The organism is Neolewinella aquimaris (genome assembly GCF_014197245.1).
Lineage (GTDB): Bacteria > Bacteroidota > Bacteroidia > Chitinophagales > Saprospiraceae > Neolewinella > Neolewinella aquimaris.
This window is the reverse complement of sequence record NZ_JACIFF010000006.1, coordinates 250,551-271,003: the sequence shown is the minus strand read 5'-3', so window position 1 is coordinate 271,003 and position 20,453 is coordinate 250,551. Positions and strand designations below refer to the sequence as shown.

The following is a 20,453-nucleotide window of genomic DNA, read 5'->3' as shown; positions in this document are numbered from 1 at the left end:
CTTTACGTCCCGTGCCCCCGAAAGGACTACACGCCCTCCGAAAGCGGGATGGGGAACTGGGTGAATACGTCGTCGCCGGCCCGGTCGATCGGCAGGAAGTTGGCGTTAAGCCGGCCGTAGCGGCGCAGGTCCCACATCCGGTGGCCCTCCCCCCAGAGGCTGTAACAGCGCTGGTAGAGCATCTCGTCGATGAGGGCTTCCTGGGTTACCGGACCGGAGTAGTCACCAATATCGGCAGCGTTCCGGATGATGTTCAGGGCACGTTCTCCTTCTTCTAGATTTCCTAGATTGATGTTAGCCTCGGCGTAGATCAGTACCAGCTCCTCATTGCGGATGATGTCGATGGGGGAAGTAGCGGTTGCGTACAGAGCCGTTTCGTAGGCGCCGTTCAGGCCGTCCTGCCCGGTGTCCTGCACGCGCAGGCGGAACTTGTCCAGGCGCTCATCGCCGGGGGTCGCGTTGGCAATGATGCGGGGATGCACCACCAGTTGATCGCCGCTCTGCCCTTCTTGCTTGTAGAGGGGGTTAAGCAGGTCGCCGGCCACCGTACCGAAAATGTGTTCTACACCCTCACTTAGGTCACCGTCCAGGTTTAGGAAACTGGCATTAACGTAGCTAAGTGCCCGATCGTAGCGGGCGGCATGGGTGGCCACGCGTGCCGCAATGGCCCGGTTAAACTGGCTGAACGTTTGTGGAGTATTGAAGCCCCGAAATCCTTCCGATAGAAAAAAGGGAAATTCAGCACCGCTAAGGGCGCTATTGGCACCATCCAGTAAGTCCAGAATGGCATCATAGCTAGCGTCCTGGCTGAGGAAGGGGCCGAGGTTTTCGGGGTCGCTGACGTCGAGTCGGATGCCGTTGGTCCCCAGCATATCCAGTACCTGGCTGAGCATGTAGGCTTTGATCGTGTTGCCAAAGGCGCGGTACCCCTGTTTTTCGGCTTCTGAAACGGAATCGGTGTTGTCGAGGGCTTCCAGGAGGATATTGACGTTCTTCACTACCTGGTAGCGGGAGTTGAAGGGCCCGGTGATGTAGAAAGTGTTGTTATCCAGCTGGAGATCGCCCTTTCCGAGTAGATCTTCCGTGTTGCGGGGATCGGCATCGAAGATGTATAGCTCCCGGGCGATGGTACCCGACGCGGTCACGTAGCCCGCCATACCGTTGCGCATGCCGGCTTCGATTCCGGTGACCAGCAAATCTAGCTCGGCCTTGGAGGCATTGGTCAGCACGCTATTGATACTGGGTCCGTTGGGGTCGAATTGTTCCTCGATTTCACAGGAAAAAACGAAGAGCGCCAGCAAGCCGAGCAGGCTTAAGATGTTATACTTTTTCATTTTAATCGATTTTCGCTTGGTTAAAAATCAAATCCCAAGTGGAGGTAAAATTGGCGGCTGCTCGGGAAGGGGGCTACCTCAATATTGGTCGATAATCCGCTACCCCCCTTTACCGAGGTCTCGGGGTCGTAGCTGCTGTAATCGGTGATGGTGAAGATGTTGCGGCCCGATATGCCGACCTTAAGCCCACGGATCACGTCGCTGTTAAGGGGGATGCGGTAGTTGATGCCGGCCTCGCGCAGGCGGAAGTAGGATCCGTCTTCAATGAAGCCGGTGAGGTCATCGTACTCCCTGGGGGTAGTGTTCCCTAAGTTAGTTAGTAGGCGGGTCAGGTTGAGTAGTTCGGAACCCTCTCGCCAGTGGAAAAGGAAGTTGATGTCGAGGTTCTGAAACAGAGTGAAGTTGTTGTTCCAGCCAAACTGGAAGTCCGGTTCGGTATCGCCGGTCTGGGTGGGGACACCGTCGACGTTTTCCCACAAGCCGGTGATGGGTGATCCTTCGTTGATGTAGAAGGTGCCCAGGCCAAGACCGAAGGCAACACCGGGGGGTACGAAGCTGGGGATGTCTTCGCCCTCACTGCCATCCGGAACACCCAGGCGGGTGATCTCACTACGGTTGAACCAGAAATTCAGCGTGGTGCGGTAGTAGAAGTTGTCCTCGCGTACCGGATTGAGGCCCAGTTGAAACTCAAACCCCCGGTTGCGGAGGTCAAGGTCGTTGCGAATTTCGTTGGAGAAGCCCGAAGAGGTTGGCAGCGAGCGGTCGTACAGCAGATCCTTTACGTCGCGGATGTAGTAGGTTGCCGTCAAGCTGACCTTGTTGTCAAACAGTCCCAGATCCGTACCGAACTCCATTTCCGAGGACGTTTCCGGCTCTAGGGTACTGTTTCCCTGTTGACCGTCGACCGTAAAGCCCCCGCGGCCGCCGATGTTGTTGTTGGTCAGAGAGGTGAAGAGTCGCCCGAAGGAGGCGCTGTTGCCGGTCACCCCGTAAGCGGCCCGCAGCTTAAACTGATCGATGGGGCCGCTGGTGTTCCAAAAATCGAACTCGTTGAGGTTAACGGCGACCGAAGCCCGGGGAAAAGTGAAGAACTTATTCGGATCGCCGTTGAGGGAGGATTTGTCGAAGCGGAGACCCCCGGTGAGAATAACCCGATCGTACAGGTTGACCTCCTCCTGGACGACGTATCCAAATTCCTCTACGTTGAGCAGCGTCTGGTCGATCTCCTGGGCGGCTCCCTGCCCGAGATTGGTCTGCAGCGGGATCAATTGGGTGCTCTGGGTGAGGAGCTGGTCGGCGGACTGGTTGATGTAGGTTATACCGGCCTGAGTGGTGAAATTGATGCCGCTATCGGTATAATAGTCATGGACCGCGATCGCGCTGTAGTTGTAGTTGAACAGATCGTTCTTTCCTTCCGCCAGGAATCCATTTTGCCGGCCCCGTTGGGATTGGAAATTCTCCGGAACGTAGACAAAGGTTTTGGACAGGATGAAATCGAGCCCGCCGTTGAGGACCAGATTAAGGGTTTGGTTGTCCTGCTGGAGCAGGCGGTAATTGACGTTGATGCCCTGCAGGACGCGGTTGATGTCTTCCTCGTTCCGGGTTTGGTCGCGGGTCTGCAGGGGGTTGCCGGAGAAGTTGGGGTTATCGGGATAGTTGCCGTCTTCATCCGGAAACAGGTTAACGTAGTCGCGGGTGAAGGCCAGGGTGTAGCCATAAGAGAGTCCGCCCTCATTCTCGTTGCCGCTGAACGACCGCGATGCCGAGGAACGCACAAAGTTGGTATTCGACTGGATCTTCAGGCGATCGTTGATCTGGTGGGTGAGGTTGAGCCGGGCGGTAAAGCGTTCGTAGCCGGTGCCCTTGATGATGCCGTCTTCGTCGCGGTAGCTGCCGCTCACGAAGAAGTTGGTTCTGTCGCTGCCCCCGCTCACCCGGAGCCGGCTGTCCGAAATGAAGCCCTTTTCACCGTAGATGATGTCTTCATAATCAAAGATCTCACCGCGGGCCTGTGCTGCTTCGAAGGCCGCGCGGGCGGCTTTTCCGGCGGCAATCTGATCCGGAGTAGTTCCTCCAAATTCCTGCTCCACCTGGTCCGCCGTGAAGGTGCGGCGCCCCACCTTCTTGATGATGGTGTTGAAGCCCAGGTCCTGGTTGAAGCTCACCTTGGTTTCGCCGGCTACCCCCTTCTTGGTGGTGATGATGACCACGCCGGCGTTGGCCCGGGTTCCGTATATCGCCGCAGCGGAAGCCCCCTTCAGCACTTCGATGCTTTCGATGTCGTCCGGGTTCAGGTCGGCAATGCGGTTTGAGGCGGATTCCTCGGAGGCGCTGTTGGCTCCGGAGGCATTGCGGGAGCCGCTCGGCAGTTCGACGTTGGAGATGTACACCCCATCTACGATGAACAGGGGTTGGTTGTTACCGGAAAGCGAGGATACTCCCCGCAAGCGGACGGCGTAGCCCCCACCCGGCGCGCCGCTGGTCTGGACGATGTTTACACCGGTAAGCTTACCGTACAGGGCCCCGTCGACCGTCTGCTGGCTGGTGACCCCGGTGAGTTCCTCCCCGCTCACTACGGAAACGGCGTTGGCCAGGTTAGATCGTTTGATGGTAGATGCCAGTCCGGTGACCACTACTTGCTCGAGGTTAGCGACGTCCTCATCCAGGGTGATGTCAACGGGAGCCATCCCCCGACTTACCTCGACCGTCTGGGGCACGAAGCCCGTGTAACTCAGTCGCAGGGCATTGCGGTCGTCGGGAACGTTCACGGTAAAGTTTCCGTCGAAATCGGTGACCGTACCGGTAGTGGTACCGACCACCAGCACGGAGACTCCGATCAAGGGCTCACCGTCCGTATCCTTTACGGTACCGGAAACGGAATACTGGGCGTGAAGCAAACAGGGCAGCGCGATGGCAAAAATCAGGCTACCGAACAAACGTCGGGGAAGACTATGCATAGTAGAATAATTATTAAGTGTGACAAACAGCAAACGATGGAGGGCGAAAATTCGCTGCTAATGCCCGATAAATGTAAGGCAGTTTGGCAATTACACAAGTTTAAGCCCGGCATATTGGACAAATTATAGTAGAATGTCTCATACGACCGAAAGGGATCTGCGTCGGATACCGCGCAACGCTCCGAATGTGTCGGGTATCTAGGGGGTAACCCAAAGCGTCGGCTTTCCTTGGGGAAGACCCCGCACCCGCGGCCCCGCAATTATTACCTTTGCGGCGGATTACGACAACGACTCCACCAACCCTGTATGCTCCGCACCCCCACTCCACCCCCATCACCCCCGACTCACCTGCTGGGTGTATTGCGTACCCTGTGGCAATGGCGCAAACCCGTCCTGATCACGACCCTGGCCGGCGCGGTGCTGTCCGTGATCGTTTCGCTCTTACTACCCACCTACTATACGGGCTATACCTCCTTCGTGGTCATCAGTCCGGAACAGATATCGATCGAGAGCACCTTCGGCACCGGCAACAACCGCATTCAATTCTACGGGACCGGCGACGACATCGACCGCTTGCTCAGCATTGCGGAAAGCAACCAGCTCATCGACTATATGGTGGATACCTTCAACCTGTACGGGGTGTACAAATTAGACAGCACTACCCTCAAGGGCCCCGTGCGCGTGCGCGAAGAATTTCAATCCCTCTACGAAGTGGAGCGCAACCCCCGGGACATCATTGAGCTCACCATCGAGGACCGCAACCCCCGCCGGGCCGCCGCCATGGCCACTGCCGCCCGCCGGCACATCGATGCGATCAACCTGTCCTTGATCCGTTCCATTCACCAGCGCAACGCCTCCGGACTGGAGCAGGAGGTGACGGACGGCGAACGCAGGCTGAACGACTTGAACACTTCCCTGGCCGAGGTGCGTCGCCAATCGGGCGTCTACAATACGGAGGCACAGAGTGAGGCCCTATCGATGTCGTCCTCCGCGATCGACCAGCGGCTGGCCGCTACCGAGGCCCGCCTCGGGGCCTTCCGGGAAAACGGGCGGCAGGACAGCATCGCTAAACTGACCGTCGACCTGGCCGGTTTGCGGGAGGGCCGTAAGCTGCTGGATGGCCAACTGGACCGGCTGAACGCCAGCATCGGCCAGATTGAGAACATGGAGGAGGCCCGGATCAAGGCCAACGAAGCCCTTACCGAAAGCCGCACCCGCCTCAAACAGTACCAGAGCGTCCTTTCCGGCGACCGGCGCACGCTGGAGGTTATCGAGGAGGCCCAGGTTCCGCTGGTGAAGAGCTCCCCGATCCGGTGGCTGATCGTGGTCGTCACCACCGTGGTCACCTTCTTTTTTGCCGTGATCGGCGTACTCCTGCTGGACAGTGGCCGGCGGTACGACTGGGGAAGCATTACCCGGTGAACGCTTCGCTGCGCGTATACTCGGGTTACGCCGCGATCGTACTGCTGTGCGCGGGTGTGGCCCTTGCCTCCGGGGCCTACTGGCTCGTGGGGGTACCCGTACTGCTGTGGGTCTTCGCCCAGGCGATCGTGGATTTCAAGCCACTGTTTTGGTTGCTGTTGATCATGATTCCCCTAGGGACCGAAGTTGCCCTTCCCGGAGGCATCGGTACCGACTTGCCTACGGAACCCATCGCGGTCGGGCTGACGGGCCTACTGCTTATTCACGCGGCGCGGCACTGGCCGCAGTACGATTACCGTGCCTTTGCCCACCCCATTGCCCTGCTGCTCTACCTGCACGTAGGGTGGATCATCGTGGCCACCGGCTTTAGTGAGCTCACCCTGATCAGCCTCAAGTTCTCGTTGGCGAAGTTGTGGTACGTGGGTGCGTTTTTCCTGATGCCGCTGTTGCTGCTGAACACTCCGAACCGCGTTACCCTATTCGTTCACTGCGTGTTCTGGCCCCTGCTGTTCGTGGCCGTTCAGTCGTTGGTACGGCACGCCGGCTACGGATTCAGCTTCGCCGATCAGTTTCGCACCCTCCACCCCTTCATGCGCAACCACGTCAGCTATGCGGGTTGCCTGACTACTTTCGCGCCCTGGTTCGGCTACCTGGTCTGGCAACGTCGCCTGCGGGGAAAACCGTACCGGTGGATGCTGTACGGACTCGGTTTCGTGTGGCTGCTCGCCATTTCGCTCGCCTTTACCCGCGCGGCCTACGTGGCCCTGGTGCTGGCGGGTGCCGCCTATTTCCTGATCCGTCGGCGCTGGATAAAGCCTGCCCTGGTGGCGGCGCTGCTAGCGGGCGTAGGGGCGGCCGTGTACCTGACTTACGACAACAATTACCTCGACTACGCACCGAATTTCGACACGACCATAGCGCACCAGGAATTTGACGACCTGATCTCGGCAACCTACAAACTGGAGGACATTTCTACCATGGAGCGCTTTTACCGCTGGGTCGCCGGGGGGAACATGGTGCCCTACCGCCCGGTCACGGGGTTTGGCCCCGGCAACTTCGTCGAACTGTACGAGGCGTACACCAACAACAACTTTCAAACCTACGTGAGCGACAACCCCGAGCGTAGCGGCATTCACAACTACTACCTCATGACGCTGGTGGAACAGGGATATGTGGGACTGATCATTCTACTTCTCTTCCTGGCGGGTATTCTGGTGTTCGGCGAAGCACTGTATCACCGCCAGCGCGACCCCCTGGCCCGGGCCGCCGTTATGGCGGGCCTACTGTCCGTGGTCATCGTCGAAGCCTTCTGTATCATCAACGACGTACTGGAGACCGATAAGATCGGTAGCCTGTTCTTCATCGCTACCGCCGTCGTGATCACCATGGGGACCTACCGCCTACCCGATCTCGGACTGGAAGAACAACAACCCGAAGAGGACGCCCACGCCGCATAGAACACTCACGATCAGGTAGGTCGCTGCGGTAAGGCCGTGCCCGTTCTGGACGAGCTGCAACAACTCAGCGGCAAAAGTGGAAAAGGTGGAGAACCCTCCGCAGAATCCGGTAAGTAAGAACAACTGTCCGGTACGGGAAAGCTGCCCCCTGAGCAACAACGACAGACCGACGCCGAGGATCAGGCAAGCCAGCAGGTTTGCTACCAGGGTGGCCCACGGAAAATGGCCGTCGGAGAACGAGGGCGGGGGTAGAATGACCGCGATCCCGAAGCGTGCAAGCGCCCCGAGTCCACCACCCAGGAACACCCATACCGCGCTCACGCCGTCTGCCGTACCCGTGCGGCATGTTTGTTCCGCTTCACCCGGCTGGCGTGCTTGTTTAGCATGTAGGTAAGCCCCACCGCCAGGGTGATCTCGATTGCGAGAATAAGGTGAAGATCAAGCAGGGGATCCAGGTACAAGGCCAGGCTGATGAAGACCAGATTCACCATCGCCAGTACGAACGTAGCCTGCGCGTGACTCAGGTTGGAATCGATGAGCAGGTGGTGAATGTGGCGGCGATCGGGCTTCATCGGACTGACCCCGCGAATGGCCCGCGTGATGAATACGCGAATGGTATCGAAGAGGGGAATGATCAGGATACCGACCGCTACGCTGATCGGATTGGCGAATCGGTATTCGGCCGGAATGCCCCCGGTAGAGCAGATGTCGATGAATTCGACCGTCATCACCCCCAGCAGCATCCCGATTACCAGCGCGCCCGTATCCCCCATGAAGGTTTTTTTACTCTTCGACATATTGTAGTAGAGGAAGGCCAGCAGCCCACCGGCGGCAGCCAGGGCCAGAATACCGAGGTGCGCCATGCCGACAACGAAGAACCAGGTACCGAAGCTCAGCATGGCGATGATCCCTACCGTTCCGGCCAGCCCGTCGATGCCGTCGATCAGGTTAAAGGCGTTCGTGATGACCAGCAGGGTGAATACGCTGAAGGCAATCGATAACCAGTAAGGCAGGTCGCGCGACACGTAGAAGAGGTCGTACAGGCTTTCGAGCCGCACCTCCCCCCGGGTGACCAGGATCGCGATCGCAATCACGAGGCCCGCCGTCTTCTTGCCCGCCGAGAGCTGGGAGATGTCGTCTTTCGTCCCGATCATAAACACGATCACCAGGGCGCTGAGGATATATTGCAACCCACTCCACTGCTCGATCGGGGTAAGCAGTAAACCGCAAAATAGTATTCCTAAAAAGATCGGAATCCCGCCTAAACAGGGTGTAATGATGTCGTGACTGCTTCTTTCTTCCGGAAGCGCGACGAGTTTTTTCTCGATCGCGATACGGATCACGTTGGGCATGATCGCAAACACCAGGGCAAAGGATATCAGAAAGCTGAGTATAAATTCTAACATACGCAAGGGCTTAACGAGTGTAGTGTGTGGGACGCTAATCACTTAATAAAGTACGCGTAGGGCATCGCGCCGTCTCGGAGAGAGCCGATATTCCGCAAAGATAACAGCCTTACTCCTATTATAAAATATCAATCCAGCTACCACGGTCCGCGTACCTCACCTGACTTAAAAATAAGCCCGCCGCCGGTGCGCTAAGGGGTTTGGGCAACCGCTGCTGTCGATCTAACGCGGTTCGTACCGCCGAAAGTTCGAGTTTCCCCGCACCTACCTGTAGGCACATCCCCACGATCAGTCGCACCATGCCGCGAAGAAAGCGGTTGGCGGAGATGTGGTACACCATTTCCGTTCCGTCGAATTGCCAGCGGCTCTCCGTCACGTTACACTTCATGGTAAAGGCATCGGAGTTGGTTTTGCAGAAGGGCGCAAATTCGTCGTACTCAAGCACCACTGCCGCCGCGGCCCGCATTGCTTCACGATCAAGGTGCTTCAGGGCCGGGAGCCACGCTACGGTGTCGGTGCGGAAGGGATCCTTCACCAGGCTGATGCGGTAAGTATAGGACCTCCCCGTTGCACTGAACCGCGCGTGCATTTCCGGGGGCACGCCGAAGATCCCGCTCAGGGCAATGTCGTCCGGCAGGTAACGATTCAACCGGGCCAGCAGCCGTTTGGGCAGGTCGCCCGCATAGTCGAAGTGAGCAACGTACTGACTGGCGTGGACCCCGGCGTCGGTGCGGCCACATCCCACCAGTTTGACCGGACTACCGAGAATGGTGATCAGTGCCGTATCGATGGTCTCCTCTACGGATACGGCGTTGGGTTGCCGCTGCCAACCGGCGTAGGCGGTGCCCCGGTAGGCGAGCTCGACGGCGTAACGGGTAACCTTCACAACAACGATTTCTTTTTCGAACGGGTCACGAAGGGCTGGTTCAGGTAAAAAGGTTCGTAGGCGGCCACACCTTGGCGGCGGGGCGCAGGTCCAAGGAGAAAACGGGCAGCCAGCGCATTTGGTGGGCCAAAGCTAAAGGCGTTGTCGTCATCGAGCGCCTCACGGACACGGTGTTGGCCGGGCCCGCACACCAACATTTTACCCAGGCCGCCGCCGCCGAGCAAGTGGCCGCGCCACCGGGGATCACCGAGCCTGACGTTCATCACCTCAGTGAGCGGCGCACAGTCAGCGGCGGAGAACACCTGACCGAATACCTCACCCCGCCGGGAATTGATCGTAGCAAACAGCTTGTCGGCGTCGCCGGGGGCTGCCACCGCGCGGGCCACCGCCTCGAGGGTCGGAACTGCGCTGAGGGAGAGATCCGGCAGCGCAACGCAGAGCCCCTTGGCCGTTGCCGCCCCGACGCGCAGGCTGGTGTAGCTGCCCGGTCCGTCGCTGATGAGGATTTCGGTCAACTCGGGGGCGGTAACTCCGGCCTCCCCCAGCACCTGCTCGATGAACAGCGTCAGGTGGCTGGCGTGTTGCTGCACTTCCGGCGACGTGACCTCCGCAACGATCGCCCCGTCGCGGGCAATGGCCACCGAGCATACCTCGGTGGTGGTTTCTAGTAGCAGTTGTAGCCTCATCAGGTCAGCAGCTCGTTGGGCGACCAGAAAACGCGATCGAAGTCGACGACCACGCTGTCGCGTATGGTTACTCCCTCCTCCTCCAGTCGTTCTTGCATCAGGGTCGGAGTGGAAAAGTGGTTGCGGCCGCTGAGCTCGCCGCGGCGGTTCACCACGCGGTGGGCGGGTATATCGTCGGTGACGGTGACGCCCCGGAAGAGGGCCCAGCCCACCATACGGGCACTGCCGAGCGTAAGGAAGTCTGCAATCGCGCCATAGGTGCTCACCCTGCCCGGGGGGATCAGTTTAGTGACCGCCCGCACGTCGTCGATGTAGTGGGCCGCCAAGCCTAGCGGTGAATTTCCCGCGCCATGCGCTTGTCCTTGTCGGAGCGGGGCATCGTGCCGAAGACGTAGTCCCACAGGGGTTGGGATACTCCGAAGAGTACTTCATCCTCACTGTAGTGGTGAATGGAGTGATTGACCCACAGGGCCCGCAAAAAGTTGCGGGGCGGGGCGTAGATGTGGACGGTATAGTGTACGACAAGGTAGAGGGCGTAACCGACCACGAAGCCGGCGAGGTAGGAGAACGAATACTGCCCCAGCACGAGCTCAAACAGGAAGAGCAGGCTGGTGGCCAGGATGATGGCGACCAGGGGTGGCATGGCGAGCCGCTTCTTATCCTTGGGGTAGTCGTGGTGCATGCCGTGCATTTTGTAGGTCGCATTCTTGTAGGCTTCCGAGGCGCCGTGCGGCGGGTGATACACCCAGCGGTGCACGGCGTATTCCATGAAGGTGAAGCCCAGGATGCCGGCGAAAAAAACCAGCACGACGGTCAGGAACGGGATGTCGGTATTGGCCGCCGTGTACCACAGTAGACCGATGGCATACACGAAGAAGATGATAATGGGCGTGGCGATATGGGTCTGCGTCAGGCGATTGAGAATCTTGTTCTCAAACATCGGCGGCGACTCATTCGCATTGGACTTGAATTTTTGAGTGCGGGCTTTCATCGAAATGAATTAGCTGTTATGTAATATGTATCAACCCGCAGCTTTACACCAGGTTGAACCGTTGCTTGATCTTACGGCCGTACATCCGCTTATACACCCGGTACATCCGCTGCAAATGCTTCACGCTGTAGGTTGCCGGCTCCCCGTTCGGCTTGAGGTATCCCTGCTCCTGCATCCACTCGTCATTGAAGACCTTGCCCAGGTACTTACTGCCGTGGTCGGGGAAAAGGACGACCACTACGTCGTCCGGAGTCAGCTGTTTACGCATTGAAAATACGGCTTCCAGCGCGGCGCCGCTACTGTATCCCAACAACAATCCTTCGCGCTGGGCGAGTTCGCGTACCCGGAGGGCCGCCGCCCGGTCGCCGACCTTGATGAACTCGTCGATCAGATCGAAGGCCACGTTGTCGGGGATGATCGTTTTTCCAAGCCCCTCCACTTTCCAGCTGAAGATTTCGTCGGGGTCGAATACCCCCGTCTGCCAGTACTTCTTGAGTACCGAACCGTAGGCATCCACCCCGATGATGTTGACGTCGGGATTTTGCTCCTTGAGGTAGCGGGCGGTGCCGGAGAGGGTGCCACCGGTACCGGCACAGCACACGTAGTGGGTAACTTTTCCGGCCGTATCCTTCCAAATTTCGGGCCCCGTGCTGTAGTAATGGGCGCCGCTGTTGTCGAGGTTCCAGTTTTGCCGCAGGTAGAAGCTGTTCGGAATGGTACCGGCAAGTTCTTCGGCCCTGCTGTAGTACGACTCGGGGTCCTCGGGGGCGGCGTCCTTCGGGCACAGGACGATCTTGGCGCCCAGGGCCTTCAGCAGGGCCTGCTTTTCGGGACCTGCCTTGTCCGAGAGGGTTAGGATACACTTGTACCCTTTAATGGCCGCGATCATCGCGATGCTGAACCCCGTGTTGCCGCTGGTGGCCTCGATCAGGGTGGCACCGGGATGGATGCGTCCCTTGCGCTCGGCCTGTTCGATCATGTACAGCGCCGCGCGGTCCTTGGCGGACTGCCCCGGGTTCATCGATTCCATTTTTCCGTAAACGGTGGCCGGAATGCGACTGCCGCAAATGCGGTCAAGTCGGATAAGGGGGGTGTTTCCGATAGCCTGTAGGACACTGTCGTAGCGCATAGTGTAAGAGTAATTTGGACCGGGGGCGCGGTCCCTGAGAGTTTGACCAAAGGGCCAGTAGGTAGTGCTAGCATCCCCTGATTACCGGCGAAGTTAGGGGTTAGGTCCTTAACGCCACGACCCCACCCGTGGTTTGACTTACTATCTTGCGCACCACTCCGCTGCGTGACGCAAAAGTACGGCACCGGTCCATTTGTAATTTATCCCCTCCCCAAAACATGGCCAAATTCAGTGTTTCCCTCAAGGCCAGGCTTATCCTGGAAGACCGGGGCCGGATCCTATTGCTTAAACAGACCAAGCCAAACGGCGGCAACTACAGCCTGGTCGGGGGTACGATCGAGCGTAAGGAATTTGCCGTGGCGTCCCTCATCCGGGAAAGCTACGAAGAGGCCGGCATCGAACTCACCCCCGCCGACCTTACCCTGGTGCACGTGTTGCACAAGCGCTACAAGAAGGCCCACCGCATCGTCCTGTACTTCCGCGCCCACCACTACGAGGGCGAACCCGAAAGCAAGGAGCGTAAGAAGTTTGAGAACGTGGAGTGGCACCCCTACGATACCTTGCCACCCAACCTGACGCTGACGGTTCGTCACGTGCTCAAGGCGTACAGTCGGGGTCGGCTCTACTCGGAAATGGAAAAATAATCGTCGCGCCGGCTTACCTTAGTCCCACGTTGCCTATCGTGTCCTTCCCTTCCGGTCCATCAACGAACCGGAATATGACAAAACTAGTAAATGCCTCCGCCCCGCTGCGGATGCGCGACCTCGCGATCGCGGAACGGCCCCGGGAGAAGCTACTCCGCCGTGGTCCCAGTGCCCTCACCGATGCCGAAGTGCTCGCCGTCCTGCTCCGCACCGGCGCCCGCGGCACCTCGGCGGTCGATCTGGCCCGCAGAATTCTGCTATCCGTCGATCACGACCTACACGAGCTGGCCCGCCGCCAAGTAAGCGACCTGACGCGGATCAGCGGGATGGGCCGGGTAAAGGCGATGCAGGTCGTCGCCGCTCTGGAACTGGGACGCCGCCGCGAGTCGGCCACCCACCGCGATCGGCCCTGCCTGTCCAGTAGCGAAGCCTGCTTCCGGTACCTGCGTCCCCGCCTGGGCGATCTGGCGCACGAAGAATTTCACCTGCTCTGCCTCAACCGGGCAAACGAATTGCTGGCCGCCCACCTCATCAGTCGGGGAGGCACCACGGGTACCGTAGCCGATGCCAAGACCATCTTTCGCACCGCCCTGCAGCACGGCAGCGTGACCTCCTTGGTACTGGCCCACAATCACCCCAGCGGACAGACGCGGCCGAGTACGGCCGACGTGCGCCTGACCACCAAACTGTGCCGTGCGGCACGCAGCCTCGACCTACACGTGCTGGACCACCTGATCGTAGCCGGACACCGCTACTACAGCTTCGCGGACAACCACCTGCTGGAGCAGGAAGAATAGATAAGGGAGAAAGCATATCTTCGCGCTTCCTAACCACATAGCGGCTGACTTGCTTACATTGGCATCAGCGACAAACCGAACGCAATGGCTTCAACCTCGGATATAAAGAACGGATTTACCTTCCGCCACAACCACGACATCTACAGTGTCATTGAGTTTCAGCACGTCAAACCCGGGAAGGGAGCCGCCTTCGTGCGCACCAAAATCAAGAGCCTTTCCACCGGTCGGGTACTCAGCGAAACCTTCCCCTCCGGCCACAAGGTGGATGAGGTGAGGGTCGAGCGGCACAAGATGCAGTACCTGTACAAGGATGAGATGGGCTACCACTTCATGAATACGGAGAGCTATGAACAGGCCACCATTCAGGAGGTTATGATTGACAACCCCGGCTTCATCCGCGAGGGCGACACCATCGAAGTGCTCTACAATACCGAGGACAGCACGCCCCTCACCGTAGACCTGCCCCAGTACGTGGAGATGGAAATCACCTACACCGAGCCGGGGGTAAAGGGCGATACCGCCACCAATACCCTGAAGCCGGCAACCATCGAAACGGGGACCGAAGTACGCGTCCCCCTTTTCGTAAATACCGGTGACCGGATCAAGATTGATACTCGCAGTGGCTCTTACGTGAGCCGTGTTTAACCATACGCCCAGAACATGACACTAAAAGATATCCAGGAACTGATCAAGCTCGTTGCCAAAAGCGAGATATCGGAATTCAAGTACAAGAACGAGGGGGTAGCCCTGCACATTCGCGGAAAATCGTTCAGTCGCCAGACCACCCAGGCGGCCGGCCCCTCGATCATCAGCATGCCCGCGCCCGTAGCCGCACCGGCTCCGGCCGCTCCCGCCGCACCGGCGGCTCCCGCCCCCCCTGCCGCCGCGGCCGCCGCCGGTGGCGCCCAGCCCGCCGCGGAAAGCAAGCAGGCATCGAACCTCGTCGAGGTGAAGTCGCCCATGATCGGTACGTTCTACCGGTCCGCTTCCCCGGACAAGCCCCCGTACATCAAGGTCGGTGATCGCATTGCCAAGGGCGATACGGTATGCATCGTGGAAGCGATGAAACTGTTCAACGAGATCGAATCCGAGGTAGCCGGCAAGATCGTCAAGGTGCTCGTAGAGGATGCCCAACCGATCGAATACGACCAGCCGCTCTTCCTAGTAGACCCGTCTTAGCAAAAAGTATGGCCCAGAAATTCAACAAAATCCTCATCGCCAATCGCGGTGAGATCGCCCTGCGCATCATTCGTACCTGCCGGGAGATGGGCATCAAAACCGTGGCGATCTACTCAACGGCCGACCGCGAAAGCCTGCACGTCCGCTTCGCCGATGAAGCCGTCTGTATCGGCCCGCCGGCCTCCGCCGAAAGCTACCTGAGCATCCCGAAGATCATGGCCGCCGTGGAGATCACGAACGCCGATGCCGTCCACCCCGGATACGGCTTCCTGAGCGAGAACGCCGACTTTGCCGAGATCTGCCAGGACTACGGTATCAAATTTATCGGCCCCCGCCCCGAGCACATCCGCAACATGGGCGATAAGATCACCGCCAAGGACACGATGATCCGCGCCGGCGTACCCGTCGTACCCGGCGACGGCACCCTCCTCAAAAGCGCGGAAGACGGCATGACCCGCGCCGAAACGATGGGATATCCCGTCATGATCAAAGCCACGGCGGGAGGCGGCGGTAAGGGAATGCGCATCGTCACCCGGAAGGAGGACTTCGTCAATCTATGGAACAGCGCCCGTGCCGAAGCCAAAGCCAGCTTCGGCAACGACGGCATCTACATGGAGAAGTACATCGTGCAGCCCCGCCACATCGAGATCCAGGTCATCGGCGATCAAAACGGCAAGGTCATTCACCTCAGCGAACGCGATTGCAGCGTACAGCGCCGCCACCAGAAACTGCTCGAAGAGTGCCCCAGTCCCTTCATGACCGACGAGCTGCGGCAGAAAATGGGTGAGGCAGCCATCAAGGCCGGCGAAGCCATCGGCTACGAGGGAGTAGGTACGGTAGAATTCCTGGTTGACGCCAACCGCAATTTCTACTTCATGGAGATGAACACCCGCATCCAGGTGGAGCACCCCGTGACCGAAGAGAGCATCGACCACGATCTCATCAAGGAGCAAATCAAGGTAGCCTACGGTGAGCCGCTGAGCGGACAGAACTACTACCCGAAAGGACACGTCATCGAGTGCCGGATCAACGCCGAGGACCCCTGGAACGATTTCCGCCCCAGCCCGGGTAAGATCACGAGCTTTCACAGTTCGAAGGGCCACGGCGTGCGGGTAGACACCCACGTATACGCCGGTTACACGGTGAGCCCCTACTACGACAGCATGATCGCCAAACTGATCGTGCGGGCCCCCACCCGTGCCGAGGCGATCACCAAGATGGAGCGGGCCCTGGACGAATTCATCGTAGAGGGGATCAAAACCACCGTGCCCTTTCACCAGTGGCTACTCAAGCAGGACGATTTCCGCAACGGAGATTTCGATACCGGCTGGCTGGGTAAACAGAATATGCCCAAGTAGCCGCCGGCGCGGTGGTCTAGACCGCCGCGCCCACCTTACGCAACAATGCGATCGTAGCCTTGATGCCCGCGTCGGGGGTCATGGAGTTGCCTTCGTACTCGATTCCCATCCAGCCCCGGTAGCCGTGCTGCTTAACGATACCGAGCATGCGCCGGTAATCGGTGTGAATTTCGTTGCCCTCCTTATCGAAATCGTGGGTCTTGGCGGAAACGGCCTTGGCGTAGGGCATCATTTCCCGAACGCCCTGGTAGCGGTCGTACTCCTTGGCGCAGCCGTTGCCGCTGCGTTCCATGCAGAAGTTGCCGAAATCCGGTAGGGTGCCGCAGTTTTCCTGCTCCGTGGCGGCGATGACCCCGGCCAGCCAGCCGCCGTCGCTGCTGTACCCGCCGTGATTCTCCACGATCACGTTTAGTCCGGCCTGCTGACCGTATTCCCCAAGGCGGCGGAGTCCGTCGGCGGCCGCGGCGGCGACTTCCTCCCGGCTACCCCGGCCGGCGGCGTTTACGCGAATGCTGTGGCACCCCAGATAGTGAGCGGCGTCGATCCATTTGTAGTGATTTTCGACGGCGGTCGTGCGTTCGTTGGCGTCGGTAGCACCGAGGTTGCCTTCGCCATCCACCATGATCAGGAGGGAACGAACGTCGTGGTCGGCGGCCCGCTGCTTCATTTGCGCCAGGTACGCCTGGTCCTTGGCGTGATCCTTGAAGAATACGTTGACGTACTCGGCACCATCCAGCCCGTAGGTGTTTCGGGTGATGCCGGCAAAGTCGAGGTTGTCAATTTCTCCGGCGAACAGTGCCTTGTGCAGGCTCCACTGCGCCAGGCTGATGTCGAACCACAGGTCACCTTCCGGCGCGCTGGGAGGCGGGGTGGCGGCAGCCGGGGAGGTAGTGGGGGTTCCACAACCGGAGAGTACGGCGGTACCGACTACGCCGGCCGTGTAGAGAAATTTTCTTCTTTGCATGATGTAGGAATCTTAATTATGGCCGGAGAAAGGTAACACAAGCCCGGTAAATAATCGCTCCCCACCCACGTTGGCCGTCGTTGGCATACATTGCACTTGAGGATTTGCCCCGCACCCGCGGCCCCGCCCAAACGCATACGCCCCATGAGAATAGTCAACCTGCTGCGATCGAAGGAAGAAAAGGCCGTCACGGGCCGGAGGAAGGCCGGCGCGCCACCCGGCACCATGATCTACACCGGGGAGCAGGAGTCGGAAACCACCCACGTACACCTGACGCAGTACCACGGAGACTATTTCGAGGCGCAAAGCAGCGTGGACGAGCTACCGGAACCCCGCTCCGAACGGGCTACCCTCTGGTACGACGTGCGGGGCCTCCACAACATTGCCCTTATCGAGCGGGTCGGGCGCCAGTTCGGCATGCACTCGCTGGCCCTCGAGGATGTGGTGGACGTACACCAGCGGCCGAAAATAGAACTGATGGAAAGCGGGGTACTCATCATTGTAAAGGCCTTCGCCTTCGATCGTCCCAACCGGCAGCTGAGTACGGAGCAAGTGTCGATCTACCTCGTCGACGGGAAGGTGCTGACCTTTCAGGAAGACGTCGGCGACCTGTTCCGCAGCGTGCGCAAGCGCCTGGAAACCGCCACGGGGCGCATACGGAGCCGGGGGGCGGACTACCTGGCCTACGCCCTGGTGGATAACCTGGTCGACAAATACTTCACGGTCATTGATCAGATCGAGGAGGAGCTGGATCAGCTCGAGGAAGAAATTATGGGGGATGCGGAAATCGGCACCAAGTCGAAGATCCACGACCTACGGCTGGCACTGCTGACCCTGCGCAAGAGCATCAGTCCGCTACGGGAGCTGACGGGTCACTTCAGCGATACGGAGAACCCCCTGATCACTTCCGATACCCAGGTGTACGTGCGCGACCTGCGCGATCACGTCATCCAGATCACCGACCTCGTGGAGACATACCGCGACGTGACCAACGGCTTATACGACCTGTACGTGAGCGAGATCAGTTTCCGGATGAACAGCGTGATGCAGACGCTGACGATCGTATCGACGATTTTCATTCCCCTGAGCTTTCTGGTGGGGGTATACGGGATGAACTGGGAGAATATGCCCGAGCTGCGCACCCGCTACGGCTACTTCGTTTTGTGGGGGGTGATGCTGTCCATCATCGCCGGAATGCTGGCCTGGTTCCGGTCGCGGAAGTGGATTTGACGGCCGGGGCGGCGGGGCGGTGGAGTCTGCTAGCGGGAGAAGTCGTAAATTCGCCCGCTCAACCATGCCTAGAGGTCTTATGAACAAACGTACCCTCACCATCATCGCCATTCTGCTCGCCCTGCTCTTCATCGGAGCCCTCGTATGGGGTGTCACGACGAAGAGCAAACTGGAGGCCAGCTACACCGAAAAGTCGGACGAGGCCGAACAGTTGACCCTGCTGCGCGACAACCTGATGAAATCAGTGGACAGCCTCGACCAGGCCTTCCGGGAAGTCAGCGGGGAAAACGCCGAACTACAGGGGCAACTCACCGAAGCGCAGGAGACCGCCAAACGGGCCCTTTACGATATGCGACAGGCACAGAAGTCGCGAAAAAACGACAACGACGTGGCCTATAAAATGCGGCTACAGATCGAGGACCTCATCAACGTGCGCACCATGCTGGAAACCAGCATCGTGGAGCTCACGGAGGAAAACGAGGACCTGCGCAAACGCAACGTCGTACTCCGCCAGGACCTCAGCACCGCCAAGACGGAGGCTTACGAAGCCACGAAACAGGTGGATAACCTGAGCCGCATGAACGAAAGCATGGAGGCCGACCTCGAGCGCATGACCCTGGGGGCCTTCAAGGCTACGGCCATTCAGGTCGACCTGCTGCGTAAGAACGGCAGCAATACGGCCAACGCCAGCCGCGCACGCCGCATCGCGGTGAGCTTCGACCTGACCGACGTACCCGCCGAATACCTCGGTGTCCGTCCCATCTACCTGGTCCTGACGGATGCCTCCGCCACGCCGGTGATCAGCGAAAACCCCGTGCGCGCCACTTCGATGGTCAACGGTGCCGAAAAGCCCCTCATCGCCCTCGAGGGCCGGGACGTAAACCTGGAAAGGAACCAGCGCATCAGCTTTACCCACGAACTATCCGACAAGCTGGCGGAAGGCTTCTACCGGGCCGAGATCTACACCGACGTCGGTATGCTGGGTTCCGCCAAAGTGCAGCTGCGGTAAATAGACGGAGGTTGTATTCACGGGGAATTTTAAAGTGACGACGAATGGTATTTTTGGAGTTTGAAAAGCCGCTGGAGAAACTTTACGAACAGCTGGAAAAGGTAAAGGAGGTAGGAGACGACGGCGTCGTAGATATGGACGCAACGATCCAGGAACTCGAGGGCCGCATCAAACAGACCCGCCGCGACATCTACAGCAACCTCAGCGGCTGGCAGCGGGTGCAGCTGAGTCGCCACCCCGAACGGCCCTACACCCTGTACTACATCGAGCAGATGTGCCGCAAATTCGTGGAGCTCCACGGCGACCGCTACTACGGCGACGACAAGGCCATCGTAGGGGGCATCGGGAATATGGACGGGCAGACCGTGGTCATCATCGGCCACCAGAAGGGCGTCAACACCAAGATGCGGCAGTACCGCAACTTCGGCATGGCCAACCCGGAGGGTTACCGCAAGGCCCTGCGCCTCATGAAACTGGCCGAGCGGTTCGGCTTTCCCGTTATCTCACTCATCGACACTCCGGGTGCCTTTCCGGGCATCGAGGCCGAGGAACGCGGACAGGCGGAAGCCATCGCCCGTAACCTCTTTGAGATGGCCCAGCTGCGCGTACCCATCGTGTGTGCGGTGATCGGGGAAGGGGCCAGCGGCGGCGCCATTGGCATCGGACTGGGCGATCACGTGATGATGTTGGAAAACACCTGGTACTCGGTGATCTCGCCGGAAAGTTGCAGCAGCATTCTCTGGCGGAGCTGGGACTATAAAGAAAAGGCGGCGGAGGCACTAAAACTCACCGCCGAGGACATGCACAGCTTCGGCATCGTCGAGGAGATCGTAAAGGAACCCCACGGTGGGGCCCACTCCGCACCGGATGAAATGGCGAAAACGCTGAAGCGGCAACTGAAAAAAGCCATTGCCGCCATTCAGGAAAAATCCGTCGATCAGATGATCGAGGACCGCATCAACAAGTACGCCGCGATCGGGCAAGTAACCCACGCCAAATAATCC

Annotated in this window: 20 protein-coding genes; 10 read left to right on the top strand and 10 right to left on the bottom strand. The window is 59.2% G+C overall.

Annotated elements, in window-relative coordinates:
- Nucleotides 1-26: 26 nt before the first annotated feature.
- The gene (locus GGR28_RS12850) at nucleotides 27-1,334 is read right to left on the bottom strand and encodes a RagB/SusD family nutrient uptake outer membrane protein (protein WP_183496207.1); all 1,308 of its coding nucleotides are present in this window, start codon (nucleotides 1,332-1,334) and stop codon (nucleotides 27-29) included.
- Nucleotides 1,335-1,354: 20 nt separating this feature from the next.
- Nucleotides 1,355-4,291, bottom strand: coding sequence for a SusC/RagA family TonB-linked outer membrane protein (locus tag GGR28_RS12845; protein WP_183496206.1), 2,937 nt, complete (start codon nucleotides 4,289-4,291; stop codon nucleotides 1,355-1,357).
- A 306-nt stretch (nucleotides 4,292-4,597) separates the two neighbouring features.
- Here GGR28_RS12845 and GGR28_RS12840 point away from each other — a divergent pair, with 306 nt between their 5' ends.
- Together GGR28_RS12840 and GGR28_RS12835 are read left to right on the top strand one after the other, a co-directional pair.
- Nucleotides 4,598-5,713: a Wzz/FepE/Etk N-terminal domain-containing protein gene (locus tag GGR28_RS12840; RefSeq protein ID WP_183496205.1), complete on the top strand. Its 1,116-nt coding sequence runs from the start codon at nucleotides 4,598-4,600 to the stop codon at nucleotides 5,711-5,713.
- A complete protein-coding gene (locus tag GGR28_RS12835; protein WP_319936729.1) occupies nucleotides 5,710-7,170 on the top strand; it encodes an O-antigen ligase family protein in 1,461 nt (486 codons plus the stop codon). Before GGR28_RS12840 ends, GGR28_RS12835 begins: the two co-directional genes overlap by 4 nt.
- Here GGR28_RS12835 and GGR28_RS12830 read toward each other — a convergent pair.
- The 7 genes from GGR28_RS12830 to GGR28_RS12800 form a co-directional block, all read right to left on the bottom strand.
- The gene (locus GGR28_RS12830; RefSeq protein WP_183496204.1) at nucleotides 7,114-7,491 is read right to left on the bottom strand and encodes a fluoride efflux transporter FluC; all 378 of its coding nucleotides are present in this window, start codon (nucleotides 7,489-7,491) and stop codon (nucleotides 7,114-7,116) included. The two genes, GGR28_RS12835 and GGR28_RS12830, sit on opposite strands and share 57 nt — an antisense overlap.
- Entirely contained in the window at nucleotides 7,488-8,576 is a 1,089-nt protein-coding gene (locus tag GGR28_RS12825) for a glycosyltransferase family 4 protein (protein WP_183496203.1), read from the bottom strand. The genes GGR28_RS12830 and GGR28_RS12825 overlap by 4 nt, the downstream gene beginning before the upstream one ends.
- 118 nt (nucleotides 8,577-8,694) lie before the next feature.
- Nucleotides 8,695-9,462, bottom strand: a complete 768-nt coding sequence (truA, locus tag GGR28_RS12820; protein ID WP_183496202.1) for a tRNA pseudouridine(38-40) synthase TruA — start codon at nucleotides 9,460-9,462, stop codon at nucleotides 8,695-8,697.
- Nucleotides 9,459-10,148 carry a tRNA (adenosine(37)-N6)-threonylcarbamoyltransferase complex dimerization subunit type 1 TsaB gene (gene tsaB / locus GGR28_RS12815; RefSeq protein ID WP_183496201.1) on the bottom strand — a complete coding sequence of 230 codons (690 nt, stop codon included), beginning with the start codon at nucleotides 10,146-10,148 and terminating at the stop codon, nucleotides 9,459-9,461. Before tsaB ends, truA begins: the two co-directional genes overlap by 4 nt.
- Nucleotides 10,148-10,474, bottom strand: coding sequence for an MGMT family protein (locus tag GGR28_RS12810; RefSeq protein ID WP_183496200.1), 327 nt, complete (start codon nucleotides 10,472-10,474; stop codon nucleotides 10,148-10,150). The genes tsaB and GGR28_RS12810 overlap by 1 nt, the downstream gene beginning before the upstream one ends.
- A 2-nt stretch (nucleotides 10,475-10,476) precedes the next feature.
- A complete protein-coding gene (locus tag GGR28_RS12805) occupies nucleotides 10,477-11,139 on the bottom strand; it encodes a sterol desaturase family protein (RefSeq protein WP_183496199.1) in 663 nt (220 codons plus the stop codon).
- 43 nt (nucleotides 11,140-11,182) lie between these two features.
- Nucleotides 11,183-12,268: a PLP-dependent cysteine synthase family protein gene (locus GGR28_RS12800; protein WP_183496198.1), complete on the bottom strand. Its 1,086-nt coding sequence runs from the start codon at nucleotides 12,266-12,268 to the stop codon at nucleotides 11,183-11,185.
- A 218-nt stretch (nucleotides 12,269-12,486) separates the two neighbouring features.
- Between GGR28_RS12800 and GGR28_RS12795 the strand changes: the two genes are divergently transcribed.
- The 5 genes from GGR28_RS12795 (at nucleotide 12,487) to accC (ending at nucleotide 16,246) form a co-directional block, all read left to right on the top strand.
- Nucleotides 12,487-12,912, top strand: a complete 426-nt coding sequence (locus GGR28_RS12795) for an NUDIX domain-containing protein (RefSeq protein WP_183496197.1) — start codon at nucleotides 12,487-12,489, stop codon at nucleotides 12,910-12,912.
- Nucleotides 12,913-12,986: 74 nt separating this feature from the next.
- Nucleotides 12,987-13,709 carry a RadC family protein gene (radC, locus tag GGR28_RS12790; RefSeq protein WP_183496196.1) on the top strand — a complete coding sequence of 241 codons (723 nt, stop codon included), beginning with the start codon at nucleotides 12,987-12,989 and terminating at the stop codon, nucleotides 13,707-13,709.
- Between the two features lie 84 nt (nucleotides 13,710-13,793).
- Entirely contained in the window at nucleotides 13,794-14,354 is a 561-nt protein-coding gene (gene efp / locus GGR28_RS12785) for an elongation factor P (RefSeq protein ID WP_183496195.1), read from the top strand.
- Nucleotides 14,355-14,369: 15 nt separating this feature from the next.
- Nucleotides 14,370-14,888 (top strand): acetyl-CoA carboxylase biotin carboxyl carrier protein, encoded by a 519-nt coding sequence (accB, locus tag GGR28_RS12780; RefSeq protein WP_183496194.1) that lies wholly within the window; start codon nucleotides 14,370-14,372, stop codon nucleotides 14,886-14,888.
- A gap of 8 nt (nucleotides 14,889-14,896) precedes the next feature.
- The gene (accC, locus tag GGR28_RS12775) at nucleotides 14,897-16,246 is read left to right on the top strand and encodes an acetyl-CoA carboxylase biotin carboxylase subunit (protein ID WP_183496193.1); all 1,350 of its coding nucleotides are present in this window, start codon (nucleotides 14,897-14,899) and stop codon (nucleotides 16,244-16,246) included.
- A gap of 16 nt (nucleotides 16,247-16,262) precedes the next feature.
- On the opposite strand, the gene GGR28_RS12770 is transcribed toward accC, so the two are convergent.
- Nucleotides 16,263-17,210, bottom strand: a complete 948-nt coding sequence (locus tag GGR28_RS12770) for a sugar phosphate isomerase/epimerase family protein (RefSeq protein ID WP_183496192.1) — start codon at nucleotides 17,208-17,210, stop codon at nucleotides 16,263-16,265.
- Nucleotides 17,211-17,354: 144 nt separating this feature from the next.
- Here GGR28_RS12770 and corA point away from each other — a divergent pair, with 144 nt between their 5' ends.
- The 3 genes from corA to GGR28_RS12755 all read left to right on the top strand — a co-directional run bounded on the left by corA (nucleotide 17,355) and on the right by GGR28_RS12755 (nucleotide 20,450).
- Nucleotides 17,355-18,440: a magnesium/cobalt transporter CorA gene (gene corA / locus GGR28_RS12765; protein WP_183496191.1), complete on the top strand. Its 1,086-nt coding sequence runs from the start codon at nucleotides 17,355-17,357 to the stop codon at nucleotides 18,438-18,440.
- A 79-nt stretch (nucleotides 18,441-18,519) separates the two neighbouring features.
- Nucleotides 18,520-19,449, top strand: coding sequence for a hypothetical protein (locus GGR28_RS12760; RefSeq protein ID WP_183496190.1), 930 nt, complete (start codon nucleotides 18,520-18,522; stop codon nucleotides 19,447-19,449).
- A gap of 44 nt (nucleotides 19,450-19,493) precedes the next feature.
- On the top strand, nucleotides 19,494-20,450 hold the full coding sequence (locus GGR28_RS12755; protein ID WP_183496189.1) for an acetyl-CoA carboxylase carboxyltransferase subunit alpha: 957 nt from the start codon (nucleotides 19,494-19,496) through the stop codon (nucleotides 20,448-20,450).
- Nucleotides 20,451-20,453 lie beyond the last annotated feature (3 nt).